The sequence below is a fragment of the Streptomyces sp. NPDC003023 genome, from assembly GCF_042888225.1.
In the GTDB taxonomy this organism is placed as follows: domain Bacteria; phylum Actinomycetota; class Actinomycetes; order Streptomycetales; family Streptomycetaceae; genus Streptomyces.
This window is the reverse complement of record NZ_JBIAPL010000008.1, coordinates 40299-60783: the sequence shown is the minus strand read 5'-3', so window position 1 is coordinate 60783 and position 20485 is coordinate 40299. Positions and strand designations below refer to the sequence as shown.

Below are 20485 nucleotides of genomic sequence, written 5' to 3'. Positions count from 1 at the left end.
CTCCCTTCGTGCGTGTTCATGCGGTGACCTCCGTGAGAATGAGCGTGTCCGCGACCTGCGGTGACAGCAGGGCGAGCTGGGCGGGGCGGATGCCTCGGAAGACGAAGACCGCGCGCCCCCGCGCGAGCCGCCGGGTGTCGGTGATGTCCGGGTTCAGGCGCAGCAGGTCGGCGAGCGCGATGCCGTACCGCGCCGCGATCCCGGTGAGCGTCTCGCCCTCCTGCGCGGTGACCCGGTGCACGTCCTCGTCGTACGCGGCGAGCCGGGCCGGCACCGTGGCACGGGGCCGGTCGAACTCGTCCGTGAGCCGGGTGAGTTCCTCGGGCGTGAGCGAGGCGGGAACGCCGTCGAAGACATCGACGTCGACATGGTCGACCCCGGGCACCCGGTGTGCTGTCGCCAGCACGTCGGACAGCTGTGCGGCCTGCCCCAGTTCGCGCCTGCCGGCTCCGAACTCCCGCAGCAGCGCGGCCCGCAGCCGGGGCTCCACCACCTGCCAGCTGTGGTCGGGGGCGAGCTTGACCTTCGCGGCGATCAGCAGCAGCACCAGCTCCCGCACGTCCACCCGGACCGGCAGCCGCGCATCGCCGTAGCGGGCCAGGGAGGACCGCAGGGAGCGCAGGACGTCGGAGTCCTCCGCGACGGGAATGTCGTCGACCCCGGCGACCGTGACATGCAGCAGCCGCCGCCTGCCGTCGAAGACCTCCCGCGCCACGGCGCGGCCGATACCGGCGCGCGAGCGGGCGAAGTCCTCGTAGTCCGCGACCGACACGAGACGGTCGAGCGCGGAGACCGCGAGCGGCACGGTGCGCCGGGTCAGGCCTGGGCCGTCGGCGTCGGCGCCGCCCGACGCGGGCTGCGGATTGGTGACACCCGTGACGCCGAGCGGACGGGTGACGGCCTGGGTGATACGGCCCGCCCGCACATTCGCCGCCCGGCCGGTGCCGAACCGGTAGCGGGCCCGGACGTTCTCGGATCCGGTCGGCAGCCGGGCACCGTGCACCCCGTCGCCGAACGTCACCGTCGTCCGGCCGCCGGCCGTCGTGCCGGTCACGTACACCCGCTCGCGGGGGCCGCGGCCGGCCAGACTGTCGACCTCGTGCCAGAGCAGCCCGTCGACGCGGACCTCCAACTCCGGCTCCGCGCCCAGCGGATTGTCCGCGGGCAGCCAGGTCAGTGGTGACTGCCACAGGGCGAACGTCTGGTTCGGCCGGTCCGTGTTCCCGCTGCCGATCGGCTCGTCACGGCTCTCGCCGTGCGTCGCCGCGACCACGTTGCCGAGCACCCGGACCGTGTCACGGCGGTAGCGGTACGCCAGCTTCGAGGTGAGCCGCAGCCGGGTGTGCACATGGTCGCCCGGCAGCCGCGGATCGAGCACCTGCTCCACCCCGGCGACCACCACCAGCTCCGTGCCCGCGACACCGGACGCACCCGGGGAGCCGGGCAGTACGTCGGTCCGTTCCCCGGAGACGATCAGATGCCGTCCGGGCCGCAGCCCGTCGTACAGCTCGGCCAGTTCGATCTCGTCGCCGTGCACGTCCTCGCCGAGGGGCTCGTCGGCGGGACGCAGCGACTGCCCGTCGGCGTGCACCGTGGTGTCGCGGATGTTGGACAGCACCACATCGTGCTCGTCGAGCCACGGATCGGCGAGTGTCAGCTCCGTACCGCGGCCCGTGATGCCGTAGTTGGTGTACACGGCCGTGCGCACCGCGGTGACCCGTGTGGTGACGAGCCTCAGGTTCCCGTCGCCCGGGATGCCGTCGGGTCCCTCCGCACCCTTGCGGGGACGTTCGACCGCGACCCAGCTGCCCACCGTGATCGAGTCCCGGACCGAGTCCAGGGGCAGGACATGGCGGTTCGCCGGCTCCGGCACCGTCGCGATGCCGATGACGACGTTCGCGGGCTCGCTGCCGACCGTGTAGGACACCGTCAACTCGTAGTCGCCGTGCCGCAGCTGGTGATGCTCACCGGGCGCCAGGTGCCAGGCCTTCGTGTCACCGTTGTTCACCGCCACATGGACCCGGCCGTCCTCGCCGGGACGCGACACGAACAGCGTCCGGTCCGGAAGACCGTCGTGCAACTGCGCGGTGACGCCGGGCTCCTGGGAGTCCGCGGGCCGCCGGCTCAGCCAGCTCAGGTCATGGTCCTGGGCGGCCCGCGTACGCAGCGTGATCCGGCCGGGACCGAGGTCGAACGACTTCTCCGCCGGCAGGTTCTCCGACACCTGCACCGACGAACCGGTCTCCGTGTGCTGGAACTCGGCGCGCACCGGCACCCGTCCCGCCGGGTCGTACACCACCCGCATGGTGGTGAGCGCCGCGCCCGTCAGCGGCCAGTCCGCCTGCCGGATCACCCGGCCCCGTTCGTCCTGCACCGGACGCAGCGGAGCCGTCGCACCGAACGGCGCCGCCGTGAACCGCATCGCCTGCAACTCCCGAAGCAGCGCGGGCTCCGTCGGCGCGGTCTGCCGCCATGCCGCGTACATTCCGTCCGCCACACGCGGATCGAGCGCACCGAGCAACTGCGCGCCCAGCTCGGAGCCGACGACCGGCAGCCGGCCCGCCGCCCGACGTGTGCGGCCACCGGGCCGCACATCACGGGTGCGCAGGGCGGGCAGCACCGCGCCCAGCGCCCGCAGTGCCGCCGCGCCGTCGGACAACGTTGCGCCGTCCGGCAGGCGGGTCCCGTCCCGCCGGCGGGTTCCGTCCGGCGGGGCGGGGCGGGACGGCTCCAGGTCGGCCGCCCGTTCCCGCAGCTCGCCGACCATCGCCTCCAACTGCTCGAACCAGGCCGCGACGTCCTCATGGGCGGCGGCCACCGCCTGCGCCTCCGCCAGCCGGTCGTGCGGCTCCGCGAGACGCGCCGCGAACGCGGCGGGCGTTCTGATCGCGTCCAGATCGGCCCGCAGCGGCGCCAGCACCTGGGCGTCGAACTCCTCGATGTACCGGCTGACCGGCCGCGGATTGGGGTTGGCCGGGGTCGGCTCCCCGTCCTCGACCTCCCGCTCGTCCTCCGTGATCCACTCGCGGAGTTCGTCGACGAGCTCGGCCAGCATCGGCGGCGCCGACCGCGGCAGCCCGATCGCCGTCACGTCGTCCTCGCGGTCGGTGCGGACACGGGCCACCGGCAGCAGCAGCCGCCGCCCGCCGGACCCGCCCTCCTCACCGGCGAAGACGAACAGCAGCCGGTCGCCCGCCGTCAGCGCGGCCGACGTGCCCGACACGAAGATCTCCGAACGCCGTGACAGATCCTCGGGCGTCACCAGCGACGGGCGCCGCCTGCGCACCGCCAGCGTGTTCCACGAGGCCCGCGCGGTCAGGTCCTCGCTCGTCTCGAAAACCTGCGACTCCTCGCCCGACGTCGTCGGCACACTGTTGCTGCGCGCACCCCGCGGAATCACCACGGAGAGCTCCGGGTCCCGCGGGTCGCGGTCGAGGGAGTACGCGAGATGGGTGTCGGCGGCGATGCCCGGCCGCGGCCGGTGCCCCACCAGCCTTCCCAGCAGAGCCAGTGACCGGTGCTCGTTCGCCGTTCGCAGATACGCCTCGTCCGCGATGCGCTCCGAGTGGAACGTGAGCAGATCACCGACCACGGCCCACGAATCGAGCAGGCCGACGGCCGGATCGTCGGGTGTGCGGGCCGTCAGGCCGCGCAGCGCCGGATAGGCGGGCGAGGCCAGCCGGTCCAGCATGGCCGCCAGGAACGAGCCGTACTCGCCCACCCTGTAGTCCAGCGCGCCCCGGCCCGGAGGGTTGTACAGAGCCCTCGGCGCGTGACGCTCGTCGTGGCCGCCGCAGCCACAGCCGCATGCGCCGGTCATCGCGCACCTCCGCCGAGCTCGATGGACAGCCGCCCGTTCTCGGGCCGGTCGGGGTCGTTGTCGCAACGCGCGATCTCCAGCGGGCCGAGCCGCAGCACGCCTGCCTCCAGTGCGGTGTCGTCAGTGGGGTCCGCGAGGGACGCGGGCCCTTCGAAGAGCTTCTGCAGTCGCGTCACACGGACGCTCTCCACGCCGCGGACGCCGGCCGCCGCGGCCACCAGACGGCTGAGGCGCACCGGTTCGCCGAACGTCAGCGCATCCGGGTGGAAGAAGCCGAGACGCCCGTCGTACAGGCGCCGGCTGCCCAGCAGCCGGTACAGCTCGGCGAGGATCTGCCCGTGCTGATGGCCGGGCGCCGCGCACACCTCGATGGCGACGTCCAGCGGCACACCGCGGGCCGGCCCCACCACCAGGTCGTGCCCGATACGACGGCAGCCCTCCAGGGCGTACGCGACCGCGTCCAGCAGCTCCGGCGCCGGGTCGCCGGAGGCTCGCGCGTCGACCGCCACATGCGCCTCCTGCACACTGCCGGTCCAGCGGATCTCCGCCGCCGCCCGCTGCACACCCGGCACGGCCGACGCCAGCGCCGCGTAGTCCTCGGCGGTCACCGCCCGCAGCCGCGAACGCTTCAGGCCGAGCGGCGCCAGCTGCCGCACCTGCTCCAGCGGCTCCGGCTCCGTGCCGCCCACCGCCGGCAGCGGGTTGCGCACACCGGCGACGGGCATCGCCCCACCCGCGTCCACCTCGTCCGGATCACGGCACAGCACCAGGTGGTTGACTGCCTCCGCGCCCACATTTCCGGCCGTTCCGCCGCCGAGACGGTAGTGCAGCTCCAGCCGGGCACCCGGCCGCGGCCGAGCCCCGTGCCGGCCGTCGCCGAACCGCAGAGCGACCCGGCCGTCGTCCTCCAGCTCACCGACGAAGTGCCGCTCCCGCGGGCCACTGCCCAGCAGATCCCGCCGCGGCGAGAAGACATCGTCGCCGTCGGTGACCCGGACCGCCGGCAGAGCCTCCCGCGGATCCTGCCGCAACGCGGCGGCCGGGCCGCGCAGCTGGGGCTCGTCCGGATGCAGACCCGCCGCGTACGCCGGGCCCCAGGTGTGCGCGATCTCCCAGGCGATGCCGGCCTCCAGCACCGCTCCCGCGCGGGCACGCGCCGTCAGCACCTCCAGCCGCCGCAGCTTCGCCGCCAGCAGCCGCTCGCCGCGGTGCAGCAACTCCCGCAGCGCGCCCACCGGATGACGCCGCAGCTCGAAACGCTCGAGCACCTTCGGACCGAACAGCACCGTCAGCTCGGCGATCTCCTCCTCCGTCAGACCGTCGCAGTCACGGGCGCTGCGCCACAGCTCGACCAGCCGTTGCCGCACCCGTCCGGGCACGGCGGCGAGCCGGTCCGCCTGCCCGGCGGACACATGCGCCGACAGCGGGAACGGCACGGCCTGGACAACGGGGGAGCGGTGCAGCACCGGACGGAACCGGCGCCGGATGCCCGGGTACACCAATTGCGCCAGCAGCGTCTCCAGCGCCTCGGCCTGCTCGTACGCCGTGCCCGGGACCACCTTCTCCCGTCGGCGGCCCGCGAGTTCGAGTCCGAGCCCCGCCCGGCCCGTCTCGTCCTCGCCCGCCACCTCGAACAGCTCACGTATCTGGCCGGCGGTCAGCAGCCGCCCGTGGCGGGTCTGGTCCAGCCGGGCGCCGATCAGATCCGCCACCGCGTTGCCCGCGTCCTCGTCCCGGCAGCCGAAGCCCGACGGGTCGCACGAACCGAGCACGGCCGGTTCGGCCGGTACCGTCACCGTCTCCGGTGTGCCGCCGCAGAAGGTGAGGAGACGGCCGTGGTCGACCAGCGTCACATTGCCGCGCGCCACGCTCACGTCGGAGACCGGTTCGCAGTCCCTGCCGCCGCGCGTGGACAGGCACACGGGGAACGTGAGCGCGTCCTGTGCGGCCCAGGTCACCTCCAGCACCGGCTGGTCGCACAGGGTGTCCACGGCCGGGGTGACGGAGGTGAGGCGGACCGCCTGCCGGTGCGCCGGATCGGCGTCGCCCGGCGTACCCGAACGCGGCCCGCGCACCTCCTCGATCAGCAGCAGATCACCCGGTGCCAGCCGCAACCGGCGCCGTGAACACTCCTCGTCGGCCCACTCGTCGCGCAGCGTGGCGGACGTCGCCCCCTTCGGCAGCGAGCACACCTCCTCGCCCCACGTCCAGAACCGGACCGTGTTGTGCGCCGGGTGCAGCACCAGCGGCTCGGCGGCCACGACGGGCTCGAACACCTCGACAGAGCCGCGTTCGCCGAGGACCGCCAGCTCCCGGTCGTCGATCACCGTGCCGATCTCCGGCCGGTCCCGCGGGCCGAGCCCGCGCACATCGACGGCCGCGAACCGGAACGTGCCCGGCAGCAGCGTCAGTTCCCGCGCCACCTCCACCGTCACGAACGCGCGCGCGTTGCAGCCGTCGTGCATCGGATAGTCGATGAGCCGCACATGCCGGCGCACCGACACCCGCCGCCTGGCCGTGTCGAGGTACGCCTCCGTCGCCACCGCGTCCTGCTGGTAGCTGATCCGGTCGCCGGTGTGCGCCAGCAGCTCCACCAGTGTCATCCCCAGGTCCGCCGGGTTGCGTTCCACCCAGTCGGGGGTGGTCAGCGCCAGGCGGTCCAGGATCAGCTGCCGGATCGAGTCGTAGTCACGGGCCGTGTAGTTGACGACCGGCGTGTCCGGGAAGTCGGGCGGGCAGTCACCCGGCTCGTCCTTGCAGTCGAACGGGGTGGGGCAGTCGGCGGAGAAGGCGAACCCGGCCGAGAAGTACCGCTGGTCGAATCCCGGGAACGGCTCGGTCCCCGGCCGCCCGTACGGGTCCGTGTCCACCACGGACAACCGGTAGCGGCTCGTGTCCCCGGTGCGGTCGAGCGTCACCAGCAGCCGGTCGTCCAGCTCCGGGTCGTCCTCCCGCTCCACCGAGACGTCGACCGCCTCGATCCCGGTGATCCTGCGCCCGCCGTCGATGCGGATGTTCTCCGGGCACAACCCGTGCGGAGCCTTCCCGAGGAACGTCACCGTGAGGGTGAGCCCGTCGTCGCCGACCTCCACGGCGTCCACACCGCCGAGCCGCGCCGCGCGCACCTTGCCCCGCCTGCCGTCGCCGCGGCAGACCAACTCCTCGCTCACGCCGCTCATGCGGGCCCGCTCCCCTCGAACACGTCGTCACGCCGGCTCCCCGTGGAGCGCACCGTGTAGGACAGATGGACCCGCACCACGTTCTCCTCGCTGACCACGTCCAGAGCCTTCACCTCGATCACCTCGCCCAGTACGCGCTGCAGCGACGCCTGCACCGACAGCTCAAGGGCGGACGCCAGCTCGGGGCTGTTCGGGGTGAAGACCAGATCCAGCAGCCCGCAGCCGAAGTCGGGACGCATCACCCGCTCGCCCGGGCTGGTGAACAGCAACTGCTCGATGAGGTCCCGCACATGCTCGTCGTACGCGGCATGCGCGGTGCGCCCGCGCCGGTCGCCGCGGAACGGGAACGCGATGTCACTGCGTCGGCGGACCGTCATCGGCACATCACCCCCCGGCGGGCCGCGGTGACGACGGCCGGCCCCTGCGGCACGAGCGCGGCGTCGAAGCACTGCGCCGCCGTGGTGTCCAGCAGCACGGCCACTCCGTCGACCAGCACGCCGCGGCCGGCCGGAGTGAAGCGGACGCCGGTGCACGGGCGCGGGATGCCGTTCACGGTGTGCGTGCAGCCGGTCACCGCGAAGACGTCGGAGGCGGTACGGACGGGCTGCCCGTCGATGAGCACGGCACTGTGCGCGGCCGCGGCGAACGCCCGGCCGCCGTGCGGGCAGTACAGCGCGGAGTCCGCGCTGATGCAGGTCCCGGAGTTCCCGGATTGTCCGGACAAGACTTCTCTCCCCGTTGTCGGTTACTGCTTGCCCGGCACGATCAGCCGGCCGTCGTTGACATTGACCTCGGCGCCGCTGAGCACGATCGAGGCGCCCTGGCCGTTGGCGATCGTCACGCCCTTCTCGTCCACCTGGATGTACGCGCCGCTCGCCGCCTGGAGCCGGATGCCGTTGCCGCCCGGGACGTCGCCCATCACGAACTTGTGGTTGTCGGACGTCTGAATCACCACGTTCTGGTGCGCCGGACCGCCCGTCAGCGCATCCGGCGGAAGCTCCGAACTGTCGCCGTACCAGCACCCCGTCCAGATCGGGAAACTGGGATCGGACTGCTCGAACTCGACCCACACGCCCGCCCCTTCTGCGGGCACCACGTACTGCCCCGATCCCGGCCCGGTGAAGGGCAGACAGGGCATGGCCCAGGTCGACGTCTCGTCACCGAGCACGTCAGGCACCTTGACCGTGACCCGGCCGATCTTCAGCGGATCGTCGTTGCTCACCACCCGCCCCCGGAACTTCCCGGGAAACCGGTTGTTCGGTCCTGCAGCCATGCGAAGTTCTCCCTGGTCCTTGCCTAAGGCCGTACGGTGTCGCCGCGGGCGATGAGGCCCTCGCGCGACAGCGTGAAGTTCTGCTGGTAGGAGCCGGGCCTGATGTTGTGCGTCACGGACTTCACGTAGTAGTCGCCGTCGTACGTGACCCCTGCGCCGCGCACCCCGACCAGCTCGCGCGGCCGCAGGATGTACCCGTGCCGGTTGACGTCCAGCGACCCGGAACCCGAGATCGCGTCGGCGGACAGCGCCGCCCTCGCCAGCAGCTCCGCCTGCGCCTGCTCCGACTCCATCTTGGCCGTGCCGGACAGCCGCCGGCGCCTGAGCGCGGGCGTCGCCCGGCGGCCCAGCGGCGGACGCAGCGGCCCGATGTCCGGCTGCGGGAGCAGCAGGCTGTCCCGGGTGGCCGGGTTCTGCACACGGGCCTGGGGCTCCTCGCGCGCCGTCCCGTCGTACGCGAACGTCAGCTGGTCCACCGTCGAGTTGGCGTCCATGTTCACGTTGAGGGCGTGCTGACGGTCCCCGATCCGGCGCTCCGGTCCCCACACCGCCGTGGACACACCCGGACGCGGCCCCGGCTCCAGATAGAAGATGTAGCCGTTGGCCTTCGCCAGATCGGTGACGTACCCCAGGTCGGTCCCCGTCTGGTACTCGACGCGCAGCCGCTCGCGGGGCGGCTGCTCGATCTTCTCCTGGTAGACCCGCGGCTCGATCCCGTAGTCGGAGTACTTGGCCAGGATCCGGCCGACCCGCTGCGACGGCCGCATGTTCGGATACCTGTCCGTGTGCTCCTCGAGGTCCATCAGGATCGACAGGTCCTCGCCGGTCACGGTGAGCGTCGAGTGCCCCGGCTGGTTGCTGGCCCCCACTTCCTGACGCACGATCAGCCCGTCGAGCAGCACCTGCGGCGTGCCCTTCACGCTCACCGAGAGGATCACCCGCGTTTTGGGGTCGAAGAACCCCTCGGGCAGCAACCGCCGGGACAGGGCGCCCGTCTTGGTGAGGTCGAACGCGAGCTGGAAGCCGCTGCGTTCGCCGGCGGTCGCCGTGATCTGCGCGGACAGCAGCGCCTCGACGACCTCCGGCGGCACGGGCCGGGTCAGCCGCGGGCCCGTCTGCAGCGTGATGTGCACGGGCCCGCGCCCGACGGGCTGCTCAGACATACCGGTCTCCGGGGGAGGGGAAACCGCCGGCGTGCGGGATCCGGATGTCGCGGCCCGCCTCGTCGGTCAGCTCATGAGGGTCCAGCACCGGATTGGCGTCGGCTGTCTGCCACCACTGGCCGGGGTCTCCGAAGTACCGCTGGGCCAGCAGGTCGGGGCGCTCGCCGCTGCTGACGGTGTGCGGCGCGGACTCGTCGTCAGTGGTGTGCTCGTCGCTCAGCGGGGGGAGCAGACGGCGTTTGGTGTAACGCACTTCGGTGCCGTCGGCGGCACGGTGCACCCCGATCTCCGCGTCGTGGTAGCGGCTGGATCGGGGGTAGGGGTGGGCGCCGGGTATCGCGTCCATGGCGCTCTCGTACGGCTCGATGTCCGTCATGTTCTTCAGGCCCTCCCCACGATGCCGCTGACGCCGTTGCGCCCGGCCAGCCCCAGCGTGGCGAGCCCGCCACCACGGGCGGCCCTGGCGAGCTGCTCCTTCTGCGCGAGATGCGCCATGTACAGGTCGGCCCCGCGGTGACCGGCCGGCAGATCACTGACGCTGAGCACCTTCATGCCGATGCTGAGGCTCGCCCGGATCGGATTGAGGTTCACGTCGAACGCGGACTCGTTGATGGACAGCTCGGTGAGCCGCACGGGCATGACGCGCTTGGCACCCCAGGTGAAGAGGGTCAGCGGCATCTCGATCGGGCTGATCTCGATCGTCCCCTTCTTCGTCAGCCGCGAGGCCTCCCGCAATTGCGCGGTGGTCGGATGCACGAGCATTTCGAGGGTCGCGAGCTCCGGGTGGATCCCGTCGGGAGCGGCGACCTCGAACTGATCGGTGGCGTCGATCTCGGCGGTGAACTTCCACGTCTCCTGCGCGGGTCCCTTGAGGCGGAGTGCCTCGTTTCTGTCCCCTCCGCTCCCTCCGCCGCCGGCATCACCGGAGCCGCCGGCGGCCTGCGGCGAGAGACTGCGCTCGAGCGTGTCCGGGTTGAACTGGAGCACGATGATGCGCTGGGGTGTGCCGCGCTCGGGGTCGACGACGACGATGCCGGAGCGGATGGGCTTGGGTATGTCTGCGTAGCGGGTCACATGCGCTCCCGGAGGCGGGCCTCGAGGTCCGCGTAGTCGTGATCGGGAAAGAGCCGCGGAAACACCTCGAGCATTTCCCTGAGGCCTTCGGCGACGGGCGTGAAACCCTCATCACCGAAACCCGCGTCACAGAACAGATACTGCCAACCGATGGTTCCCTTGGTCACCATCAGCGTGTCCAGGTACGTTCCGTAGTCGAGTTCCATCTCCATGGCGCCCTGTCGCATGTCGAAGAACCAGATCTCGGGGTTCGTGGTGCCGGGTGTGGCACGCAGCCCAGCCATGCGTCCACTTCCCGTCTGCGGCGTGCTGTCGAAGATCCGCAGCTCTTTGTAGAGAGCGCGCTCCCGGTCGTCGGTTCCTTCCCAGGTGTGCGACATGAGTCTTCTGCTGTACACATGATTTAGCTGGAATTCGCCGACCAGCCCGGAGCCCTGGTCTGTCGACTGCCAATACGCTGCAATGTTCTCGAATCGGAAGAAATTTCGCCGAACCTCTGGGCCGAACGGCAAATCGTAGTCCTCAGCAAGACTTCCGAAGACGTATTCAGGGTCGTCCAAATACTCCGGAACCGCGCCGAATTTGGCCTCCCATACTGTCAGCCCGGAGGAGATTTGAATCTCCTCGAAAACCTCTGCGCAGAGCCCTTCGAACGGAAAAGACTGATTCTTGTTGTCGGGCTTCATGATTCCTCACACCTTCACCTTTTGCTTTGAGATGAGCTCGTCAAGCTTGTCGAGCGCGTCCTGCAAGCCGGGCATGAAGCCGTGCCCCCGCCCTGCCTTCCAGGTGCGAAGAGTCGGCTCAATTCCAAGCAGCGTCTTGAACTTCCCTGTGTCTTCACGTGCGTCAATGATGTGCCCCGCGAGTCTCTCGGAGCATTCGAGCATGCCGGCGATGGTCGTGGCGCCGGCCGTGTTGATGAACAGGGTTCCCCCCTCGTCCTTGCCTGGCGGCTCAACTTGCTGGGCATACTGCTTTTCCAAGCCCTTCCGGGCCCAATCGCTCCGCTTCTTCCCGGTACCGCGAACTTTCTCGTATCCGCCGTACGCGGCGTGGATATAACTCGGGAAGTCGGCGAAGTCCTTGGTGCGCGAGTACCCGAACCGGACCTCGGTCTTGTACCAGATGATCTTCTGTCGCTCGGGGATGGCGCCGTAGGCCTGGTCCTCGATGTTCTCCCGGAACGGGATATTGGTCCGTGGACCGCGTGCGGGCACGAGGTTGTTGCCGGTGGCCTTGCCACCGAGCCGCTCCGGCAGGAGGTGCATCCTCACCCAGGCGGAGTTCTCACTCAGGCCGTTCTTCGTGATGTAGGCCCAACCCGGCGGCTGCCCTTTCTTCGCCTTGTAGGCATCCTGGCCAGGTCCACCGAACACCGTCTTTGCGGAGGTCCCGAGGTACTCGGAGAAGTGTCCCGCACTTCCGCGGCCAGGCTTGACGTCATCGAAGTCCGGCCACTTGGGATCGGGGATGTCGTTGTACTCCCGCAGCCTCGCCGCGTTGGCCAACTTCACCATCTGCCTCCGCAGGGCCCGACGGCGTGGCTTGTACTTGTCCCGGTCCGCCTTGTCCACCCTCGCCGGAATTCCCTTCTGAATTCGCTTCGCGCGGTTGTACTTGCTCACGGCGGCCTTGAAATACAGCTCTTGATTGTCCCGCTCGGTCGACGGCTCCTGGTTCGCGATGTCCTCTCGCCACTCGGCAATGAACTTGGTGACCTCTATCGGCATGCTGTGAACGTAAAGACCTGCGTCCATGCCGCGGCCGTGGAACCTCAGGACGTGCCGCTCCCCGTCGTCCGCGTCGGCGAACGGTACATCCGGCAGGTCGACCGACTCGGTCCCGTCGTCCCGCTTGTCTCGGCGGTTCCTGCCCGGGCGGCGCGAGCGGTCGTCGTCGCGCGTCCGGTCCCGCCGGCGTCGCCACAGGTCCTTGAGGCGGCGCAGTCGGTCGTTCAGGCGGCTGCCGAGTTTGCGCCTGGCCTTGCCGGTGAGCTTGCGGGCCGCGCGGCGGGCCCTGTTGCGGGCCGACTTGACGGTCTGGCGGGCGCGCCGGGTGCGGCGGCGGTCCTTGTCCCGCTTCCTGTCCCTGTCGCGGTCCTTGTCCCTCTCCTTGTCGCGGTCCTTGTCCCTCTCCTTGTCGCGGTCGCGATCCCTGTCCCTGTCGCGGTCCCTGTCCGGGTCACGGTGGCGGTCGTCGTCCTTGCGGCGGTCGGGGCGGAGGGTGTCGCGGGCCGGGCCGCGGCGGGAAGGGCTGTCGTCCTTGTCGTCGCGGGTGGCGCGCCGCTCCCCGTCCCGCATCCTCTTCCGAGCCGCGTTGACCTCGCGCCCCTCTTCCCGTCGCTCGTCGTCCTCCCGACGCTTCTTCGGCCGGGTCGTGTGCGAGGGCTTCTTCTCCGGTGAGGAACGCTTGCCGGGGCGCGGTCGGGCCGGCGGGCGGGACGTCCTGTCCGCCGGCGGCTTGCGCGTCGTCGGGGTGTCCGTGTCCTTGTCGCCGGGCTTGTCGGAGGACTTGTCCGGTGTGGTGCGGTCGTCGTCCTTCGGCTTGCCTGGCGCGTCCGGCGGCGGGGTGTCGGAACCGTCCGGCTTGTCCTTCTTCTTGCGGAGGTTCTTCAGCATGTCACCGAGCTTCTCGGCGACCTTGCCCATGAACTTCCCGACGCCTTCGATGAGGAACTCGTAGATCAACTCCAGCAGTGCGACCACACCCGCGGCCACCGCCTTGGCGAAGGGCTGGGCGCCGTTGCCGCTCTTGACCGACTTGAGGAAGTCCATGAACGCGCCGAAGGCGGCGAGGATTTCGCTGAGCGCACCCCATGCCGTCTTCAGGGCGTCGATGATCGCCATGACCCAGCCGGCACCGGGAATCAGCTTCGCGACGACCTTCTCCACCACGAGCACGCCGATGATGACCGGAAGCTGGGGCAGTGCCTCGTCCCACGCCATCTGAGCCATCTGCTCGACGGTCACCCCGCCGGAGATCAGCTCCTGGAACTGGTCCATCGGGATCCCGATGATCTCCTGGACCTTCTGGTTGAACCAGGCCTTGACCGCGCTCGTGACCTCGTTGAAGAGGTGGTCCCTGGCGCCGGTCTCCGCGGCGGCACCGGCCTTGCTGATCCAGTCGCCGGGGTCGGAGACGATGTCGTTGAAGATGGCCGCCCACTCGCCGAGGCCCTCCACCACGGCGGCACCGAACTCCAGTGCCCCGACGGCAGCGGTCTCCGCGACCTCGACGGCCGCCAGCATGCCGGTCTCCAGGGCGTCGAGCCCGGCGAGCAGCGCCCCGCACAGGCCGTCGAGCAGCTTCCCCGCGACCTCCTTGAGCGCGTCGGCGAACTGATTGACCTTCTCGACCGCCCAGTCGCGCGCACCATCGATGGTGTTGCGCCACTTGTCGCGCATCGCCGGGTAGTCGGCGAGGAGTTCGTCGCCGAGTGCGATCAAGGCGTCGGCGAATTTGTTGATCTTGTCGATGACCCAATTGCGCGCGTCGTCGATGAGTTTGAAGACCTGCTGCTTGAACTTGTCGATGAGGTCGGTGACGATCTGTCGGGCCTTCTCGAAGACGCTCTTGATGGCGTTCTTGAGGTCCTCGAAGAACTGCTTCAGCTTCTCGAGGGCGTCTTCGAGCCAGTTGTCGGCGTCGTCCTTGCCCTCGTCCTGCTTCTTCTCCGCCTCTTTCTCGGCGTTGGTCTGCTCGTCCGTGATCTTCTTGTTGTCGTCCTCGGTGCGCTTGTCGACGTCCTTGTCGGTCTCCTCTTCCTTGCCCTTGATGTCCTTGCGGACCTCGTCGTACTTCTTGCCCTTCTTGCCGTCGATCTCCGAGGTCTTGTCGTCCTGCTCCTTGCGCCAGGCGTCGCGGGACTCGGAGATGTCGGAGCGGCCCTTGTCACGGGCGTCGGCCTGCTTCCTGCTGCTGGCTTCGACCTCGCGCTTCAGGTCCCGGTCGTGCTTCTGCCGGTCGTCCTGCGCCTTGTCGTTTTTGTTCTTGCGCTCCTGCGACATCTTCTGCCGGCCCTCGCCGAAGCCGGCCTGGATCTGCGGACCGCGGTCGTGCTCGGCCACGGCGGACGCGGACTCGATCGGCACCCCGCCGCCGGGCATCGTGCGACCGGCGCCCTTGGCGTTCTTGCCGTTGCCGCCGGCCACCTTGCCGGTCAGCGTCTCCGAGGGAACGTCCGGATAGATCTGGTCCTCGCCCATCGGGCGAGCCGCGTCCGCCCGGCCGGAGCGGTGCAGCTCCGTCTTCCGCTCGTCGAGCTTCTGGCCCTGCTCGTCGGTGCGCCGGGGGTCCGAGTCGTTCTCCAGCGGGAGCCTGGGCGCGTCGCCCACCTTGGCGTTCTGCAGGCCCTCGTCCTTCGTCGGGAGCCCGAGGATCGAGTCGATCAGATCGTCGAGCGGCAGGATCTCCTTGAGAAGCTTGCCGAAGAGCTGTGCGCCGATCGTCAGCGCGATGTCCCACCAGCTCGGCTCAGGCACGTTCGCGCCCGGAACTTCTCCCTCCGGCTTCTGCTCGCCGGCGATCTCGGGCGTCTTGCCCGGAGCGGCCTCCGTCCTGGCCACCTTGGCGTTGGTGTACGTCCCGGGGGCCGACGCCGTCGGGCCACCGGGTACCGTCCGCGGGGAGCCGGACGGGCGCTGCTCCTTCGGCGGTGCCTTGCGCAGAGCAGTGCGCTCCTTGTCGACCGAACGGCCGACCGCGCCGTTCACTCCCTTGAGCGTGTCCAGCATCTGATGTGGTTTCAGTCCCGCCGCTGTCGAGAGCCCCGCCTCGGGCGTGGCCTTCGAGACATCCGGTGCGGCGGCCTGCTTCCCGGGTTTCGCCGGTGCGGATGCGCCCTTGGAGCCGCGGCCCCGTGCCGGTGCGGGAGCGGAGGACGAGCGACCTCCGCCGCCACCACCGGCTCCGCCACGGCGCGCGTTCCGTGCGACCTGCCGTGCGGCCTGCCGTTTCCTGCCCGACGGCTTGGAACGGGCGGCTGCGCCCGTCGCGCCAGGGGCCGAACCCCCCTCCTTCTTGGGCGGGTTGGTCCTGGCTTCCGTGACGGACATGGGGGAGGGGCCGTTGCCCGAGGCCAGTTGCGGAGCAGGGCCCGCCCCGGAGCCGGACCCCGGTGCGGAGACCTTGTCCGGGCCGGTCGAGGGTGCCGGCGACGTTGCGTTGCCGTTGCCCTCGGTGACGCCCTGACGCGTGTCGGTGTCGGCGGTGGTGTTGCTTCCGCCAGGGTCGGCGCCCGCCGCGTCCTCGCCCTTGTCGGCCTGCTTGGCGGCCCCCTTGTCCGATCCGGTGCTCGGCTCCGCCTCGTTCTTCGCCGGGGCGCCGGCGGCCTGCGATGCCTGCTTCGCGGTGCCTTCGGCCCGGCCGCCGCTGTCCGCGTTCTTACCGGACGCCTGGGACGAACCAGCGTCCTGGGTACGGGCGTCCTCGTCCGCCTTGGACAAGCGCTCGGGACCGGCCGGTTCGCCGGCCGGCGGGGGCGCGCCCGCCTCCGCACCGTCGGCGGTGCGGGCCTCCTCGTCCCGCCGCCGGGCCTCGGCGTCCTCCGCGCGCTGCTCCGACTGCTCCTTCTCGGCGTCCCCTTCCACGGTTTGCGCCGACGTGAGACCGGACAGGGGCCCTGTGTCGCCCGGCCCGCCGGATTCCTGGGCACCGAGGTCCTGCTCGGCGGATGTGACGTCCGACAGCTCCTTGGCGGTCCGGTTCTCGGAGTCAGCCTCGTCCGTGCGATCGGGGGCGCCCCCGGACCCCTCGGGCTCCACCGCTTCCTCTACGGTGTCCGGTTCCGAATCGCCCTCGGTGGACGAGATCCCGGGTGCCCGGGGCGCGCCCCTCTTGCGCCGCTGGAACAGCCGCGGGTCGTCGGCGGTGTCCGGGCCCTTCAGATCGGCGCCGGCGTCCGCCGCACCAGAACCCTCCGCCGTCCCGGCGTCCGGCTCCGGAGCCGCGTCCTGCTCGGATTCGGGTTCCAGCCCCAAGGGCTCGTCATCGACGTCCTCTTCGTTCTCCGGATCGCCCGTGGCGCGGACCGGCCGTGCGTCACCGGTACGGGACCTCTCGCCGGGCTCTGCGCCACTTCTGTCCACCGGCGACGGGGCGGCAGCGATGTTCCCGCCGGCCGCCGGCCCCGCGTCCTCACCTGCCCGCTCCTCCTCCGCCTGCTCCTCCGCCTCCTGCGGTGCCTCCTCCTGGCCTCCGGCCTCCTCCCGCTCCTCCTCGGCGGCCTGGTCGTCCTGCTTCGCCTCGTCCTTCTGCGCGCCCGCGTCCTGGGACTTCTGCTGCTGCTCCTCGGCGGAGGCGTTCTTGTCCTCGCGGGCGGAAGCTTCCCTGTCCGCCTGCTGGGACTGCGACCGGTCCTGCTGTCGCGCCCCGGCCTCCTCCGCGTCCTGTGACGCGGCCTCAACCGGGGTCGTACTGCCGTCCCCGGCCGCTCCCTCACCGCTCTCGGTACCGGGCAGCCGGCCGCCGTCCCCGCCGGGCTCCTGTTCGCCCTCGGGCCCACCTCCGGCGACCTCCTGACGTTCCCGGGCGTCCGGCCGCTCGTCGGTGGACTCGTCGCGCCGACGCTCCTGCGCGATCTCCTCACCCGCCCCGGGCAGAGCAACCGGCGCCACCGCCGCATCCAGTGGCAGCGGTCCCGCCGCCTCGGTCTCCTCGACGAGCTCCATCATGCGGTCGAGCACGGGTGCCGGCAGCCGTATCTCGAGTCGGTCGAGGACGAGGTCCTGCACCTGGGGTGCCAGCCGCGCCAGTTGGAGCCGAACCCGCCCCGATCGGTCCTCGGGGTCGCCGCGCAGGGATCGCAGGACGCCGTTCGCGACGCGGTCGACGAGGGTCGCGGGATCCAGTTCCTCCATCCTGCGCCGATCGGCGTCCACGGTCGCGTAGCGCAGCCAGCCGGGTGTCGCCCGGCCGGGTTCCACCTCGGGAGCGGAGGCCTGCTCCTCCCGTACGAGATCCTGCGCCGCCGACTCCGCCTCGCGCTCCATGGCCTGCTGCGGCAGGCTCACCGCGCCGAGGTCGCGTCCCGCCTGCAGCACGCCCAGGCCGTGCGGGTTCTGCACCGTGTGCAGCAGTTCGTGGGCCAGCAGGCGCCGCCCGTCCACCGTGCCCGGTGCGTACGCGCCCTCGCGGAAGAAGATGTCCTGGCCGACGGCGACCGCGTCCGCGCCCAGCATGTCGGTGAGCGCGCCCGCGTCCCGGTCGGTGTGCAGCCGTACCCGGCCGAAGTCGTGACCGAGCTGTTCCTCCAGCTCCCTGCGCACGCTCAGGTCGAGCGGCTGGCCCGCGCCGCTGACGATGTTCTTCGGTTCCACCGTCCCGGACTTGGCGCGGTCCTTGCGCTTGCGCCGCTTGGCGGACTGGTCGGGCCGCGACTCCTGCGAGTGGGCGGTGCTCATGACGTCACCTCGCCCCGGCCGGACAGACCGGCGTGCACCGCGCGCGCCAGTTCCTGGCCCAGGCGCCGGGCCGACGCCGTCGCCGGCATCGGCGGCAGGCCTGCGAGGCCGTCCAGCGCCCTGCCGCCCTCGGCGGCCAGCGGCACCCCCCGCTCCCTTACGAGCCTGCCCAACTCCGCCTGGAACGCCGCCGATACGCGCTCCGGGTCGACTTCGCGGCCGAATCCGTCGAGTACCAGCTCGCCGATGTCGACCCGTACTGTGCCCGCGTCGTCGCGGCGCGGTGCCTCGTTCAGACCCATCCGTGGACCTCCGAAGGCGTCAAGGAGCGGTCCAGCTTGAGATATTCGGTGCGGGCGGCCTCGAGCATGTGGCGCATCCGGAGCCGGTCGCCCTCCTCGGCCGCGAGGAACGCGCCGGACAGGGCGATGTTGCGGATGGACCCGCCCGCCACGGTCAGCCTGGCCAGCAGCTCGGGGTCGATGTCCTTGGTGGGCGCCTGCGCGGGCAGCACCCGCCGCCAGATCTCGGCCCGTTCGCTCTCCGCGGGGAAGGGGAAGTCGACCACGAATCGGATACGGCGCATGAACGCCGTGTCCAGCGCCTGCTTCATGTTCGTGGTCAGGACGGCGAGACCCCGGTAGGCCTCCATCCGCATCAGCAGATAGCTCACCTCGAGATTGGCGTACCGGTCGTGGCTGTCCTTGACCTCGCTGCGCTTGCCGAACAGTGCGTCTGCCTCGTCGAACAGCAGCAGCGCGCCGCCGCGTTCGGCCGCGTCGAAGACCCTCCGCAGGTTCTTCTCCGTCTCACCGATGTACTTGCTGACCACCTGGGACAGATCGATGACGAACAGGTCCAGACCCAGCTCCCGCGCCATCACCTCGGCGGCCAGGGTCTTCCCGGTGCCGGAACCTCCGGCGAACAGGGCGGTGACGCCGAGACCTCGGCGCAGTGTGTGGGCGAAACCCCACTCCTGGTACACGGTGGGGCGGCGGCGGACATGCGCCACGATCTCGCGCAGGATCCGCAACTGGCGCTCGGACAGTACGAGATCGCCCCAGTCGGCCTGCGGTTCGATCCGCCGACCCAGCTCGTCCATGCCCATCCGGGCCTCGGTCAGGCCGGCCCGCCAGGCGAGTCCCGTCGCGTCCAGCTCGTCCTCACCGGGCAGGTCGCGGGCCACGGCCGCACCCGCCGAGCGAACGAGGTGCGGTGGCAGCGAGAACTGGGCCACGAGGTCCCGCAGCGCGGCCTCCGGCACCTCGGGCACCGCCGCGAACGCGTCGGTCCACACGCCGAGCTGCTCGTCCGCGTCGAGCGGGGGGACCTGGACGCGTTCACCCCTCGGGCGGTCCGTCGCCCGCGGTTCGAGGCTGGAGACGACGAGCGGTACGGCCGCGCTCTCGATGAACACCTCGGCGGCCGCGGCCTGTTCACGGTCCATGTCGCCGAAGTCCACCAGCAGGGCGGCGGGCAGCAGGATCGCCTCACGCTGCCACAGCCGGGCCAGCAGGTCCCGCTCGGCCGGGCCGGTCGGGATGTCGGCGGCCGACATCTCGTACATACCGAGCCCGGAACGGCGGGCCGCAGCCGCCGCGATGTCCGCGCGGCTGCGCGGATCACCGCCGACCAGCTCCACGCGAAGCGGCGCACCGGGGGCCGCGCCCGCCCATCCGGCCGCGACCCGGCTCGCGGCCAGGTCGTACGAGGCGGGGAGGGCGTCCGGCACGGAGGTGCGGCGCAGCAGGCCGTGCAGTCGGGAGTCCAGATAGGGGGAGCCCGCGAGGAAGTGCAGAATGCGCTCGTCGAGGCGGAGCCGCGAGGTGGTGAGCCGGGTCTCGTCGTCGAGTTCGACGAGCCGCCAGCGCCGCAGTGGCGCGACCGGCGTGAGGGCGCTCCAGTGCGGGTCGTCGAGTGCGGCGAGGGCCAGGGAGAAGGTGGGGTGCGCCCGTTCGGGGTCCCCGCAGGCGGCGGCGCACCGGGCGCCGGTGGTCGGGTCGAGCTCGGCCGCGGCGGTCAGCAGCACGATGTCGCGTTCGAAGGTGCTGAGCCCGAAGCAGTTCACCAGGGCGTCGAGTGCCGCCGGGGTGGCGGGGGCCGCCGCGAGTCCCCGTCCGGGACGGCCGCTGTCTCCGCGTTGGTCGCGGGCAGACTCCCGCGGACTGCCGGTGAGACCGCGGGCGCCGCGCGAGCGGGCCGTGCCGTCGGTGGCGTTCGCAGCGCCGGCACCGGTGGGTTCGTCGGGTGAGCCCGGCGACATGCCTGCGGCCGTCGTACCGGCGCCCGCACCGGCCGGCGTGTCGTCAAGAGCGGTGACCAGAGGTCCGTTTGCCGCTGCGGACGCCTCGGGCGCCGACGGCACGGCGGGTCCCGTGTCATCGCCCCTGCCGCGTGCGCGGTCCGAACTCCCGCACTCGTTCCCGGCTGTGGCGTCGGCCTTGCGGTGCGCCGCCGCCCTGGTGGCGTGGGCGTCGATCCGGGCGAGCACGGCCTGGACCGACGACGTCAGCGCCCGGCCCTCGGCCGCGGCCTGCGCCGGATCGTCGGCCCCCTCGTACGTGCCCATGTCC

Annotated in this window: 12 protein-coding genes; all 12 read right to left on the bottom strand. The window is 71.3% G+C overall.

What is annotated here, in order from left to right; genetic code table 11:
• Nucleotides 1-16: 16 nt before the first annotated feature.
• Genes ACFYV1_RS24860 through ACFYV1_RS24805 form a run of 12 tightly spaced genes read right to left on the bottom strand, consistent with a single transcriptional unit; the run spans nt 17 to nt 20481 of the window.
• Entirely contained in the window at nt 17-3820 is a 3804-nt protein-coding gene (locus tag ACFYV1_RS24860) for a putative baseplate assembly protein (RefSeq protein WP_389397771.1), read from the bottom strand.
• A complete protein-coding gene (locus ACFYV1_RS24855) occupies nt 3817-6999 on the bottom strand; it encodes a putative baseplate assembly protein (protein WP_389397770.1) in 3183 nt (1060 codons plus the stop codon). Before ACFYV1_RS24855 ends, ACFYV1_RS24860 begins: the two co-directional genes overlap by 4 nt.
• Nucleotides 6996-7376, bottom strand: coding sequence for a GPW/gp25 family protein (locus ACFYV1_RS24850; protein WP_389397769.1), 381 nt, complete (start codon nt 7374-7376; stop codon nt 6996-6998). Before ACFYV1_RS24850 ends, ACFYV1_RS24855 begins: the two co-directional genes overlap by 4 nt.
• Entirely contained in the window at nt 7373-7723 is a 351-nt protein-coding gene (locus ACFYV1_RS24845) for a hypothetical protein (RefSeq protein WP_389397768.1), read from the bottom strand. The genes ACFYV1_RS24850 and ACFYV1_RS24845 overlap by 4 nt, the downstream gene beginning before the upstream one ends.
• Before the next feature lie 21 nt (nt 7724-7744).
• Nucleotides 7745-8272 (bottom strand): phage baseplate assembly protein V, encoded by a 528-nt coding sequence (locus ACFYV1_RS24840; RefSeq protein ID WP_389397767.1) that lies wholly within the window; start codon nt 8270-8272, stop codon nt 7745-7747.
• 23 nt (nt 8273-8295) lie between these two features.
• Entirely contained in the window at nt 8296-9435 is a 1140-nt protein-coding gene (locus tag ACFYV1_RS24835; RefSeq protein ID WP_389397766.1) for a hypothetical protein, read from the bottom strand.
• Entirely contained in the window at nt 9428-9811 is a 384-nt protein-coding gene (locus ACFYV1_RS24830; RefSeq protein ID WP_389397765.1) for a hypothetical protein, read from the bottom strand. Before ACFYV1_RS24830 ends, ACFYV1_RS24835 begins: the two co-directional genes overlap by 8 nt.
• 5 nt (nt 9812-9816) lie before the next feature.
• Nucleotides 9817-10509 (bottom strand): hypothetical protein, encoded by a 693-nt coding sequence (locus ACFYV1_RS24825; RefSeq protein WP_389397764.1) that lies wholly within the window; start codon nt 10507-10509, stop codon nt 9817-9819.
• Nucleotides 10506-11195, bottom strand: coding sequence for a hypothetical protein (locus ACFYV1_RS24820; RefSeq protein WP_389397763.1), 690 nt, complete (start codon nt 11193-11195; stop codon nt 10506-10508). Before ACFYV1_RS24820 ends, ACFYV1_RS24825 begins: the two co-directional genes overlap by 4 nt.
• Nucleotides 11196-11201: 6 nt before the next feature.
• Complete coding sequence (locus tag ACFYV1_RS24815; RefSeq protein WP_389397762.1) at nt 11202-17912, bottom strand: DUF4157 domain-containing protein; 6711 nt, start codon at nt 17910-17912, stop codon at nt 11202-11204.
• The gene (locus ACFYV1_RS24810; protein ID WP_389397761.1) at nt 17909-18214 is read right to left on the bottom strand and encodes a hypothetical protein; all 306 of its coding nucleotides are present in this window, start codon (nt 18212-18214) and stop codon (nt 17909-17911) included. The genes ACFYV1_RS24815 and ACFYV1_RS24810 overlap by 4 nt, the downstream gene beginning before the upstream one ends.
• Nucleotides 18205-20481: an ATP-binding protein gene (locus ACFYV1_RS24805; protein ID WP_389398003.1), complete on the bottom strand. Its 2277-nt coding sequence runs from the start codon at nt 20479-20481 to the stop codon at nt 18205-18207. Before ACFYV1_RS24805 ends, ACFYV1_RS24810 begins: the two co-directional genes overlap by 10 nt.
• Nucleotides 20482-20485: the final 4 nt, after the last annotated feature.

What these genes read in the sequence shown, in the direction of transcription:
- ACFYV1_RS24830 (WP_389397765.1), bottom strand. Translation starts at nt 9,811, where the DNA reads ATGACGGACATCGAGCCGTACGAGAGCGCCATGGACGCGATACCCGGC.
- ACFYV1_RS24850 (WP_389397769.1), bottom strand. Translation starts at nt 7,376, where the DNA reads ATGACGGTCCGCCGACGCAGTGACATCGCGTTCCCGTTCCGCGGCGAC.
- ACFYV1_RS24805 (WP_389398003.1), bottom strand. Translation starts at nt 20,481, where the DNA reads ATGGGCACGTACGAGGGGGCCGACGATCCGGCGCAGGCCGCGGCCGAG.
- ACFYV1_RS24810 (WP_389397761.1), bottom strand. Translation starts at nt 18,214, where the DNA reads ATGGGTCTGAACGAGGCACCGCGCCGCGACGACGCGGGCACAGTACGG.
- ACFYV1_RS24855 (WP_389397770.1), bottom strand. Translation starts at nt 6,999, where the DNA reads ATGAGCGGCGTGAGCGAGGAGTTGGTCTGCCGCGGCGACGGCAGGCGG.
- ACFYV1_RS24820 (WP_389397763.1), bottom strand. Translation starts at nt 11,195, where the DNA reads ATGAAGCCCGACAACAAGAATCAGTCTTTTCCGTTCGAAGGGCTCTGC.
- ACFYV1_RS24815 (WP_389397762.1), bottom strand. Translation starts at nt 17,912, where the DNA reads ATGAGCACCGCCCACTCGCAGGAGTCGCGGCCCGACCAGTCCGCCAAG.
- ACFYV1_RS24840 (WP_389397767.1), bottom strand. Translation starts at nt 8,272, where the DNA reads ATGGCTGCAGGACCGAACAACCGGTTTCCCGGGAAGTTCCGGGGGCGG.
- ACFYV1_RS24860 (WP_389397771.1), bottom strand. Translation starts at nt 3,820, where the DNA reads ATGACCGGCGCATGCGGCTGTGGCTGCGGCGGCCACGACGAGCGTCAC.
- ACFYV1_RS24835 (WP_389397766.1), bottom strand. Translation starts at nt 9,435, where the DNA reads ATGTCTGAGCAGCCCGTCGGGCGCGGGCCCGTGCACATCACGCTGCAG.